The organism is Gardnerella sp. KA01002 (assembly GCF_049244015.1).
GTDB classification, from domain to species: domain Bacteria; phylum Actinomycetota; class Actinomycetes; order Actinomycetales; family Bifidobacteriaceae; genus Bifidobacterium; species Bifidobacterium vaginale.
On the sequence record NZ_CP058365.1, the window covers coordinates 473,053 to 484,649 of the forward strand.

At 38.1% G+C, this 11,597-nt stretch carries 8 protein-coding genes, 1 tRNA gene and 1 riboswitch; of the genes, 7 read left to right on the top strand and 2 right to left on the bottom strand.

Annotated features, from left to right (window positions below):
• The first annotated feature begins 389 nt into the window (after positions 1–389).
• Complete coding sequence (locus HXT60_RS01800; protein WP_421791260.1) at positions 390–3,002, top strand: ATP-binding cassette domain-containing protein; 2,613 nt, start codon at positions 390–392, stop codon at positions 3,000–3,002.
• A 15-nt stretch (positions 3,003–3,017) separates the two neighbouring features.
• Here the strand turns inward: HXT60_RS01800 and HXT60_RS01805 are convergent.
• A tRNA-Arg gene (locus tag HXT60_RS01805) sits at positions 3,018–3,090 on the bottom strand.
• A 79-nt stretch (positions 3,091–3,169) separates the two neighbouring features.
• A complete protein-coding gene (thiM, locus tag HXT60_RS01810; RefSeq protein ID WP_075038535.1) occupies positions 3,170–4,711 on the bottom strand; it encodes a hydroxyethylthiazole kinase in 1,542 nt (513 codons plus the stop codon).
• A riboswitch (TPP riboswitch) is annotated at positions 4,699–4,791 on the bottom strand. It overlaps the preceding gene by 13 nt.
• Before the next feature lie 560 nt (positions 4,792–5,351).
• Between thiM and HXT60_RS01815 the strand changes: the two genes are divergently transcribed.
• The 6 genes from HXT60_RS01815 (at position 5,352) to HXT60_RS01840 (ending at position 11,555) form a co-directional block, all read left to right on the top strand.
• A complete protein-coding gene (locus HXT60_RS01815) occupies positions 5,352–5,978 on the top strand; it encodes a hypothetical protein (protein WP_103013111.1) in 627 nt (208 codons plus the stop codon).
• Between the two features lie 121 nt (positions 5,979–6,099).
• Positions 6,100–6,681, top strand: a complete 582-nt coding sequence (locus HXT60_RS01820) for a tryptophan transporter (protein WP_004115564.1) — start codon at positions 6,100–6,102, stop codon at positions 6,679–6,681.
• A 108-nt stretch (positions 6,682–6,789) separates the two neighbouring features.
• The gene (locus HXT60_RS01825; protein ID WP_020760174.1) at positions 6,790–8,607 is read left to right on the top strand and encodes an ABC transporter ATP-binding protein; all 1,818 of its coding nucleotides are present in this window, start codon (positions 6,790–6,792) and stop codon (positions 8,605–8,607) included.
• A gap of 18 nt (positions 8,608–8,625) precedes the next feature.
• Positions 8,626–9,399 carry an energy-coupling factor transporter transmembrane component T family protein gene (locus HXT60_RS01830; RefSeq protein WP_246979105.1) on the top strand — a complete coding sequence of 258 codons (774 nt, stop codon included), beginning with the start codon at positions 8,626–8,628 and terminating at the stop codon, positions 9,397–9,399.
• A 57-nt stretch (positions 9,400–9,456) separates the two neighbouring features.
• The gene (gene menA, locus HXT60_RS01835) at positions 9,457–10,539 is read left to right on the top strand and encodes a 1,4-dihydroxy-2-naphthoate octaprenyltransferase (protein ID WP_004115559.1); all 1,083 of its coding nucleotides are present in this window, start codon (positions 9,457–9,459) and stop codon (positions 10,537–10,539) included.
• A gap of 227 nt (positions 10,540–10,766) precedes the next feature.
• Positions 10,767–11,555, top strand: a complete 789-nt coding sequence (locus HXT60_RS01840; RefSeq protein WP_004112506.1) for an ANTAR domain-containing response regulator — start codon at positions 10,767–10,769, stop codon at positions 11,553–11,555.
• The last annotated feature ends 42 nt before the right edge of the window (positions 11,556–11,597 follow it).

The window sequence follows — 11,597 nt, forward strand, 5'->3', positions numbered from 1 at the left end:
CACACGACACGGGTGCTTTGCATTAATTTGTAAAGCTGAGAGAAACCGCTTGAACGTGGATCCAGGTAATGCTGGCGCACGGAGATCTGTTTTTCCCGTGCCTTAATGGTGACCTACGATTTAAGCCAACGCATAAGTCGTAGTGAAAGAACAGTAAGGCACATATCTATGTCGAAAGAAAATGTCTTATTGCAATGCAATCAGCGATGTAAATCACTGATATGACGTTTTGTTATTAGGATAAGTCAAAAACGTGTTTGTAATAAAGACATTTTAGGATTTTTAGGTCGTTAAAAAGTCCGTAGCAGATCTAAATGATTCTAAAAGAAAAAATTAAAAAATAGATAGAAAATAATTAAATAAAAATCATTGCCATAAAGGATTTTGCTATGCCCGATGCATTTGAAACGCCAGTTTTGAACAAAACTAATACGCAGGATGCCGAAACATTCCTTCCATCGGCTAGCTGCAATGCTCAGCTACGTTTTGATAATTGGGGTTATCGTCATGCTTCTCGCAAACATTTTGCTGTACGCGGGTTGAACCTAACAATTGAAGCAGGGCAAAGAGTTTTGTTGCTTGGTGCATCGGGCATAGGCAAATCCACAATTCTTGAAGGTGCTGCTGGGCTGATTGGTAGTGATATTGTTAAATCTAGCTCAAATAATTCAAAGCCTGATTCGAAGAAGAATGTTTTAGTAGAAGATGAAGATGGCGGTGTAAGCGAAGGCTCAGTATTCGTAGATGATTTACCAGTTCATAAAGCGCGTGGGCGAGTAGGATTAGTGTTACAAGATCCAGAGGCTCAAGCTATTTTTCAGCGTTTAGGGGATAACGTCGCCTTCGGTCCTGAAAATATGAATGTTCCTCGTAAAGAAATATGGGATCTTGTTAATAAAAGTCTTGAAGAAGTAGGTTTAGAAGGATTACAGTTACACCGTTCTACCGCCCATTTAAGTGGTGGTCAAATGCAGCGTCTGGCATTGGCTGGAGCATTGGCTATGAAGCCAAGTGTGCTTCTTTTAGATGAGCCTACTGCGAATCTAGATCCAGATGGTGTTAATCAGATTGTAAAAGCTGTTGGTAAAGTTTTAGACGATACCAATGCAACAATGGTTCTTGTAGAACATCATGCGCAGCCTTGGATTGATTTGATTGATAGAGTAGTGGTTCTTGGTCTTGATAATTCTGTGAACAATACTGAAGAGAATAATTATGTTCACGATGATGATATTGCGCGAGACGAGTTTGCGCAAACAGTTATTGTTGCAGATGGAACTCCAGACGAAGTGTTCAGTAGAAGCGATCTTGATTTTGAAAACCTTGGGATTTGGCTTCCTGACAAGTATAAAGATCCGCAAGATCGCAGAATTGGTAGGATTTATGTTGAATGTGAACCAGATTGCGATCCAGCAAAAGGTGATGGAAGAGTAGTTCTATCAACAGAAAACCTTGCGATTAGTCATACGAGTACTCCAATAGCAAAAAATATAAATTTGAAATTTAATTCTGGACAAATCACAGCATTAGTTGGAGCAAACGGTGCTGGAAAATCCACTTTATCTCTAACTTTGGCAGGATTAATTCCAGCTTTAGAAGGTCAGGTTGTAGCTAGTGAGGATCTTTGCGAAGGCGCTGGTGGCACCGATCCTATGAAATGGAAGTCTACTGATCTTGCTAAAAGAATTTCATACGTTTTCCAGAATCCAGAACATCAGTTTGCGTGTGGAACTGTTCTTGAAGAAGTTATGCTGGGTCCTATTAGAACTGGAATGAGTGAAGAATACGCTAAAACTAAAGCAGAGTCTTTATTAGATAGATTCCGCCTATCTAGATATTCTAACGCAAACCCATACACTTTATCTGGAGGTGAAAAGCGTAGACTTACTGTTGCTGCATCTTTGGCTGCAGCTCCAAGAGTTTTAATTTTAGATGAACCGACTTTTGGACAGGATCGTAAAACTTGGTTACAAATTATAAAACTCATTGCAAGCCTTCGCGCAGATGGCGTTAGTGTTATTGTTGTTACTCATGATAGAGAGTTAGTAGATGCGCTTGGAGCGCGTTTAGTGGAACTTAAAACTAATGTGGATTCCACTAATAACGAATCTTATGAGTCTGAAAATGTAGATAATTCACAAGAATATTTAGCATTATCTTCGTCAACAGATGCAACGAATATATCTCGAATAGAAGTTAGCGATGTGAACCATCGTGATGAGGCAGCTCGCGCATCAAGTTATTCTCCATTCTTGGCATCTTTGAATCCTGTGTATAGGATGCTTGGAGCTTTCCTACTTTCGGTTCCGCTTTTGTTTACTCTCGACTGGCTTTCTGCAACAATAGCTCTGGTTTTGGAGTTTGTGATTCTTTGGGTTGTTAAAATGAACCCTTTGCGAGTTATTAAACTTTCTTGGCCTGTATGGGTTGGTGCTCCTGGATCTGCATTAGCAGTGTGGTTGTATGGTAAATCAGGTGGAGCAACATGGTTTGATTGGGGAATTATTCATGTAAGTGATCATTCCACAACTCTTGCAATTGCAACATTCATCAGAATTTTAGCTATCGGTGTTCCAGCTATTGTTACTGTTATTGGCATTGATGCAACTGATTTAGCTGATGCCTTTAGTCAAGTTATGAAATTGCCAGATAGGTTTGTTTACGGTGGATTAGCTGGTATGCGATTGTTTAGTGTCCTTCAAGATGATTGGGCTGCTCTCAGTGCATCTAGGCGTTCTCGCGGACTTGGCGATGATAGTAAGATTAAGGCTTTTATGCCTCAAGCTTTTGCTCTTTTGGTGCTGTCTATTCGAAGATCTACAACTTTGGCTACGGCTATGGAAGCTCGTGGATTTGGCGGAGAAAACCCAAGATCTAATGCACGTATAAGCCATGTGAATAAACGCGATTATGTGTTTATGATTGGGTGCTTAATTATTCCTGCTATCGCTTTAATCGCTGCTGTATATTACGGTACTTTTGCTCTTCTTGGAGGAAATTAATACTAACATACAATGTGGGCTTAATGGGATTCGAACCCACGACCTTCTGCTCCGGAGGCAGACGCTCTATCCACTGAGCTACAAGCCCGCAACTTGTGAAAGTATACACGTTGCTAGGGATTGAAAGTATACGCTATTAGCCAATTTTTGTGACTTTAATGCATACTTTAGCGAGTTATTACGCTTTTAAGGTCGCTTGCTACTTTTTTAGGATCTTCAGCGCACATGAGCGCAGATACAGTGCATACTCCGTCAATACTTAGGTCTTTGATTGGGAAAACGGTGTTTTCGTGTATTCCACCAATCGCTAGAGTTTTTACACCCATGCTGTGTGCTACTTTTGCTACTTCATTTACGCCTTCAATTCCAAGAGGAGGAACATCATGCGCCTTAGTATTTGTGGCAAATGCAGCTCCGATTCCTATAACATCAGGAAGTGGAGTATCGTTCTCTTTGCACTCTTTATATGCTTTTTCCATTAGGTCTACTCTTGCGCAAGAAAGTCCAATCATCCATTCGGCTGGCATGGATTTACGTGCTGTAACGAAAGGCGTGTCTTTTTGACCAATATGCAGGTTGAATCCCAGTTTTGCTGCGGTGTCAACGTGATCGTCTATGAAAATCGGTATATCTCCATGTTTTGCTTTTATAAGTGTTTTGCGTAACTTTATGGCTTTTTCTGATATTTCAGTATCGTTGGAGTATTTATCTCGCAATTGAACTATTGTCACTCCGCCATCTATGGATTCTACTGCAACTTGTTCTTCGCTACGGTTTCCCATTCGTGGATCTGTGACTAGGTAAAGCGTCCAATCTGTTGGTTCTATGCTAAATTCAATGTTTGTTAGTTCAAACATGTTGTTTACACTTAATGTTTGCAATGCGTCGATCCACAGTGTTTTGAATGTTCCTGGTGCAGTTGTTTGTCTTGCTGCAAACGTTCCAGCTGCTGCAGCGTGCACGTGTGCAGCCACTGTTGCTGCCACTGGGCGCTCTGGGTTTGCACCCACATATGCCGCCACTAATGATCCAAGAGCGCACCCAGTTCCTACAACTTTTGTCATAGCCTTGTGTCCGCCAGTTATTCGCACTAGGCATCCGTGACCGTATACCGCGTCTTTTTCTCCAGATATTGATATTACAGATCCGTATTCTTTTGCCAGTTTTTTGGCTGCTTCTAGCGCGGAGTTTACTGGATCTTGCGCATCTACGCCTTTCATCTGACTGTTTTGCCCAACTAAAGCTAATATTTCGCTTGCGTTCGCTCGTATTACTGTTGGGTTTCGTTTTACTATTTCTCTTACAAATTTTGTTCTAGTGGTTAATTCGTCTACTCCAACTCCAACTGGATCTAGTACCCAAGGAGTTTGTGTTTCTTCGCAAGTTTCTATTGCTTTGCGTATGGCTTTGCCTTTTATCTCTTCGAATGTTCCAACATTTACTAGAACGCCTGACGCTATTTTTGCAATGCCTGCTGCTTCATCTGGGTCGCATACCATTATTGGCGTAGCTCCTGCGGAAAGTAGTACATTTGCTGTTATTTCTTGAACAATATTGTTTGTTATGCAATGAGTTAGTGGCTTCTTTGCTCTCACTCTTTCTATGCATGATCTAACGTCATTTAGAAACATTCGTCTTCTTGCGCGAACGCTAAAACTTGTATCTATATTTGTATCTATATTTGCATTTGATTCGTTTAATTCTTCCATGATTTTCCCTTCGCTAGCACTACCTAGATCAGGTTTAACGGGTGTAATCTCAGCGTTTTTACGCACCCCGAACCGACTTTGACTATATCGTTTGTGTATGACGTTTGGCTATGTAATATTTTATTTCGCGCGTTTTGCGTTGTTTCGCTTGAAATTTCGGGGATGATTGAAGATTATTGTTTTGGATTTTATAAAATTTTTCCATTAATTTTTTATTTTTGTTTGCATTTGTACTTTTATAGTGTTAGCATCAAACACAACACAAACGGATATCGTAAATTTTACGATTTACGATTTTGGATTTGTGATTGACCACATTAAGCGTTTAGCTTTGCAGCTAAGTATTAAGGAGGCGGCTATCATGCGTAACATGAATGCTCAAGCTCGCGATACTTTTGATGCTGCTCGTATGTGGTGGTGGCAGACTTCTCTTTGGCGTAGTTTACTCTAAAGCTTTAGAAGCTGCTTGTTTAGGCTTGTAAAAGACCTCTAGGGTAAACCTGGAGGTCTTTTTTATATCTCCAGAAAGCCAAATCTATTTGGATTAATTTTACGTCTAAAACAAATCTATAAACATAAAAAACAATTAAAAAATTGTTTAAAACAATCAACATAAAAATCTACATAAAAGGAGAAAATCATGGCTCAGGAAATTAATGAAACTAAGCAGGAAACCTCATTTACTTCTGCTGAATCTAGTGTTAATCAGGCTTCGGATTTACTTAAAGGTGTAAATGTTAAAAAGCATGCTTTAGATATTACGTCTTTGGTGTTGGTGGCTGTTCTTTTTGCAGCAGGATGTATTCTTGACTTTACAGTTGCAAAAGCGCTTTCGATTGGAAATATTCAGCCAGAGTTTGTAATTGCATCGTTCTGCCTTGCGATTTTGTTGGTTCGTCCAAATGTTATTCAGGGTGCGATTATTGGTGCTTTGGCTGCGACTTTAATTCAATTTAACACTTCAATTCCTGGTCTTGAATACGCTTGCGATATTCCAGCAGCAATTATTATGACTTTGATGTTGATGGGTTATTTAAAGGCTTTTCCTAAGGATGCTGCTAGAAAGTTCAGTATTTTCCCATTAATTTCTTCCTTTATTGCAACTGTTATTTCTGGAATGATTTTTGCAACAATCGCATCTTTCTTTATTCTTCACTCTCCAAACACTGTTCTTGTTATGCTTCCAATCATTTTGGGTACTGCTGTGTTTAATGCTGTTGTTGTTGAAGTTCTTTACACTCCAATTCGACTCGTTCTACACAAGTAAATCAGAATTGAAAAATAATTAAACAAATTAATTTAAATCAATATAAATAAATATCAAAACATATATAAATAACAAAAGTCGATAATTAAAACTTGATTATCGCAACTTAAAGGAGAAGATTATGAATCAGGAAATTAACGAACATGAAGGTAATATGCTTAATGCTGTAAGTATTAAAAAGCACGCTTTAGATATTACTTCTTTAGTGTTGGTGGCTGTTCTTTTTGCAGCAGGATGCATTCTTGACTTTACAGTTGCAAAAGCGCTTTCAATTGGAAATATTAAACCAAACTTCTTAATCGCATCATTCTGCCTTGCGATTTTGTTGGTTCGTCCAAATGTTATTCAGGGTGCGATTATTGGTGCTTTGGCTGCAACTTTAATGCAATTTAACGCATCTATTCCTGGTCTTAATTATGTTTGCGATATTCCAGCAGCAATTGTTATGACTTTGATGATTATGGCTTATGTCCGCGTTTTCCCTAAGGATGCTGCTAGAAAGTTCAGTATTTTCCCACTTATAGCAACTTTTATAACCACAGTTGTTTCTGGTTTAATATTTGCATCTACTGCATCTTTCTTTGTTCTTCATTCTCCTAAGACGATTCTTGTTATGCTTCCAATCATTTTGGGAACTGCTGTGTTTAATGCTGTTGTTGTTGAAGTTCTTTACACTCCAATTCGACTCGTTCTACACAAGTAAGTATTTGAATTTATTTTAGATGATATTCAGTAAGTCATATAATCGTCAGAGAGTAATCAATAAGTAATGTTCATAGTATTGTTGGGTTTTTAAGAGTTAGGAATTGTTGTGTCTTTGCTTGAGCTTAGGGAAGTATCTTTTAAATATTTGAATCATAATAAGGATGATTCTTTAGACTCTGCAAAGGCACAAGATTCCACTTTTGCCTTGAACAATATAAGCCTTAGTATTGAAGCTGGCGAATTTGTTGGAATTATTGGACCATCTGGATCTGGTAAAACAACTCTTGCCTCTATTTTCTCTGGTGCTATTCCTCATCATTATTCTGGAGAACTTTCTGGAATCGTTAAGATTGCAGGTCAAGAAACTAAAAATCTTGCTTTAACTAATATAGCCTGCTTAATTGGATCAGTTATCCAAGATATTGATGCGCAAATGGTGGCTGCAAACGTAGAAGATGAGATTCTTTTTGGTCTAGAAAACTTTGGTGTTGCACACAATGAAATACCGAATCGAATCGATGAAGCTTTACAAATTGTTGGCATTAGTGATTTGCGCAACCGCGATTTAGACACTCTTTCTGGAGGTCAAAAGCAGAAAGTTGCGATTGCTGCTATTCTTGCGCTAAAACCTAAAGTTATGGTGTTAGATGAGCCTACGTGCGCTTTAGACCCTGTTTCTTCTAAAATGATTTTTTCGATTCTTAAAGATTTGAATAAGAATTTTGGAATAACGGTTGTTGTAATTGAGCAGAAAGTGGCGCTTTTAAGCGAGTATTGCAAGCGTTTGGTTGTGCTTTCTAATGGCACTTTATCACTGGATTTGCCTGTTGGACAAGCGCTAAAAAATATGGATTTGCTTTATTCTATTGGAATAAATTATCCGCGCACTACACATTTGGTTAATGATTTACAGCGTGAGAGTGTTTGCTCTAAAAGCGATTTGCCTGTGTCTGTAGAAGATACAGTAAATACTATTGTTAATACGATTAATAGTGGAAATTCTTTAGTTTCACATGATGATTCACATAGTGAATGTGATGAAGATAAATGTGCGGCTGCTTTCGACTTTTCCAATGCATCGCAAAACTTAGCACAAAATTCTTCACCATGTCTTTCTTTGCAAAATGTTAGTTTTTCATATCCGAGTGGTGTTAGTGCTTTAGAAAACGTGTCTTTTGACGCTTATCCTGGGGAGCTTGTAACTCTTGTTGGAAGAAATGGTGCTGGAAAAACAACTGTTACTAAGATAATAAACGGTTTGCTTAAGCCAAATAGTGGAAGTATTTTTATTGATGGCAAAAATACTAGCAACATGAAAATAAGCCAAATTGCCCACTATGTTTCGACTCTTTTCCAGAATCCAGATCGTCAGCTTTGTAAAGATACTATTTTAGAAGAAGTAGCGTTTAGTTGTATTCTTTTAGGTGAGTCTGTTAAAGAAGCTAATGATCATGCTATGCAAGTGATTGAAAAGCTTAATTTAGATCCTAATGCTAGCCCTTTTATGCTTTCTAGAGGTCAGCGTCAGATGGTTGCTTTGGCTGCAACTGTTGTAACTAAACCTAAGATTCTTGTGTTAGATGAGCCTACTTGCGGACTGGATTACATGGAATGCTTGAGAATCATGCAAGTTGTAGAAGACCTTAGAGACCATGGTTGTTGCGTGATAATGGTTTGCCACGATATGGAAGTGGTTCTTGATTTTGCAACGCGTTTAATCGTAGTAAATGATGGACATATTCTTGAAGACGGAAGCATAAGCCATGTGTTTGAGAATAAGAGTATTTGCGATGAAGCTGCTTTATGTGCTCCTCTTTTGTGCGCTGTATCTCAGGGCTTAGTTAAAAATGGTTTTGCTAAGTGTAAAGGATTGTATAAGAGAGATATGTTGGTTAATGCTCTTAAAAAGAGTTGCAATTTGTAAAACAAATGGGTGATTTTTATGCAAACTAAGATTCTTACTTATAATGCTGGTTCAACTTTCTTGCACAAGGCAAATCCTATTGCAAAACTTATATTAGCTATAAGCGTTGTTGTGTCTGCTTTTATAGCTCAACAATTTAGCGTTCTTGTAACTATTGCAGTATTGATTCTTGTTGCTATGGCTATGGCTGGGATTCTTAAAACTCTGTTTCCTCTTGTGCGCGCAATGCTTATTCTCGGCGTTGTAATGTTCTTTTTGCAAACGATTATTGCTCAGGGTGGAAATTATATGTTCTTGTGGTTTACATCAAGAGGAATTTCTGTTGCTGTAAGAGCATCTTTGAGACTATTCTGTTTTGCTTTGCCTCTTGTTAGCGTTCTTAGCATTACAAAATTGAACGATTTAGCTAATGCTGTTGTTCAATATCTACATGTTCCTTACTGTTATGTTTTTACTATTACTACAGCTGTGCGTTTTGTTCCTATTTTTGCGTACGAAATGTCTCAGATTACGGAAGCTCAAATGGCAAGAGGAGTTGAGTTCGATACTAAGAATCCTTTTAAAAAGATTAAGCTGATGATGCCTTTGATTGTGCCTCTTTTGGTTTTGTCTGTTCGTAAAGCCGATAGTTGTGCTTTGGCTGCGGAAGAACGTGGATTCTATTTGCGCACTCGTAAGTCATCTTATAAAAAGTACACTTTTGGATGGCGTGGGCTTGTTCTTATTGTAATATCTGCGATTATGATTGCTTTGCCTATAGTTGTGTCTATATTAGCTCCACAAATTATTTAAAATAGTTTAAACTAATCTAGAATAAGTTAAAAAATTCTAGAATCTAGGCGATTTTTGATGAATAATTTAAAGGTTTGGCTTAAAGGTGCAAGACTTTATACTCTTCCAATCGGAATAGTGCCAGTTATTATGGCGATTTCGATTTTTGCAAGATATTTATTCAGTGGTCAAATACTTGTAAAACCTTATAATATTGAAAATTTTGTTATTCAATCACTATTGTGTATAGGTGTTGCTGCTTTTATGCAGATTTCAGTGAACTATGCGAATGATTATTGTGATGGTTTGCGCGGATTAGATGATCAAAGATCTAATAGAGATTTAGGCGATAAAACATTGTGTGATGTGTCTTGGAGACTTGCAGACGCTGGTATTAAACCAAAATCAGTTTTGTATGCTGTTTGCATATCTGCCTTAGTATCATGTGTTTTTGGGTTAATCATTACTGTTAGAAGTGGAATTTGGATATTTATTCTTCTTGGACTAGTTTGTCTTATGGGAGCGTGGTTTTATGCGGGAGGATCGCATCCTTACGGTTACCGTGGTTGGGGAGAATTTAGTGCGTTTTTGTTCTTTGGACCTGTTGCTTTTCTAGGAACATTGTGTGCTCTTAGTTTTGGAAGTGGTTTTCCTAAAGAATCAATAACAACGGCAAGCGTTCCACAAATTGTGTTTTGTGTGTTATTGTCCATCATTCCAGGCGGGTTCTCTGCTTGTCTTATGATGATTAACAATTTGAGGGATATAGAAAGTGATACAAAACACGCAAAATTTACAGCAATGTCAATTGTTGGGGAGAATATAGGGCGAATTATATTCGTTTCTGTTGTAATTATGTTTACACTTCTGCAGTGTGTTTATGTTTTTCTTAATATATTTTTTGCTAAGTTTATGACAATAATTTGGAATGTAGCCAGATTGAATAAAAATGCTTTCAGAATAAATTGCTTCTTGTTTAATCAGGGTGTGTTTATTGTTTGCTGCATTTTGTTATTATTGCTTACCTACATGTTTATTAAAAAAGCGTATTCGCTAGCATATGCGGTTATATGTGGGAATTATGCTAATGCTTTTCCAATATGCGTATCTTTAGCAATGCTTGGTGCTTTGACTTTTGTATTGTCAATATTTGCATGCTAGCTTTACCGCATTAAAAAGCGGTTTATAATGTATTTTATACATGCGTACTAGTAAAATCGTATGGCAACGCGCACGGTGTGCTTTTAGTGTTTGTGCAATGAATATGCATGATGCTGGTTCACGCAATGACCGCAAAGCTGGCGTGTATTAGAGTGTGCAAAATGTGTGTTGGTGGAATACATAGCGCTGTTGCCTTGTGTTTTAGGGTAAGGAAATGAGGTTGTAAAATGTCTGCTGTAACCAGCGATGAAGAGATGGGGAAGTCGCCAGTTGTGCTTACCGATGATGAGTTGCGAGATGCGGCTGAGTTGTCTACTCCTAAAAAAGACGATGATAACAGTGAAAGCAAAAAAGAAAATGCTGAAAAAACTGTTGTAGTTGCAGAAGACGAGGCAGTGAACCGTATGGATCTTGTAGCAATGTTGGAAGATAATGGCTACAAGGTTGTAGGACAAGCAGCTAATGGAGAAGAAGCGGTTAATCTTACTCGTCAATTCCATCCAGATGTTGTTTGCATGGACGTTAAGATGCCAGTAGTAGATGGTATTCAAGCGGCTGCCACTATTTGTGACGAGAATATTGCTCCAGTTGTTATGCTCACTGCTTTTTCTCAATCTGATTTAGTTAAGAGAGCTACTGGCGCTGGTGCTATGGCTTATGTTACAAAGCCGTATGAGGAGTCAAAACTTTTACCTGCTCTAGAAGTAGCTATGGGTAGGTTTAGTGAAATTAACGATTTATTAGATAGTGTTGAGCGTACTGAAAATAAGCTACAGGATGCGCAAGATCAGCTTCGTAAAGCAGAAGAGAAGCTTAGGAAGGCTGAAGATACTCTTGAAGAGCGTAAGCTTGTAGACAGGGCAAAAGGTTTGCTTATGGACAAGGCTGGATTCTCGGAACAGGGTGCTTTCCGCTGGATTCAAAAAACTTCTATGGATCAGCGTATTCCAAAGAAGCGTCTTGCTTTGGCTATTATTGCTAAGTATGGTGAAGAAAAACCATCTGCAGAAGCGTAAACAGTATTTCAAAGCATTATTTAAAAACAATATTTTGTAGTT

Coding starts and splice junctions, on each gene's coding strand:
- HXT60_RS01800 (WP_421791260.1), top strand. CDS start 390: ATGCCCGATGCATTTGAAACGCCAGTTTTGAACAAAACTAATACGCAG.
- thiM (WP_075038535.1), bottom strand. CDS start 4,711: ATGGAAGAATTAAACGAATCAAATGCAAATATAGATACAAATATAGAT.
- HXT60_RS01815 (WP_103013111.1), top strand. CDS start 5,352: ATGGCTCAGGAAATTAATGAAACTAAGCAGGAAACCTCATTTACTTCT.
- HXT60_RS01820 (WP_004115564.1), top strand. CDS start 6,100: ATGAATCAGGAAATTAACGAACATGAAGGTAATATGCTTAATGCTGTA.
- HXT60_RS01830 (WP_246979105.1), top strand. CDS start 8,626: ATGCAAACTAAGATTCTTACTTATAATGCTGGTTCAACTTTCTTGCAC.
- menA (WP_004115559.1), top strand. CDS start 9,457: ATGAATAATTTAAAGGTTTGGCTTAAAGGTGCAAGACTTTATACTCTT.
- HXT60_RS01840 (WP_004112506.1), top strand. CDS start 10,767: ATGTCTGCTGTAACCAGCGATGAAGAGATGGGGAAGTCGCCAGTTGTG.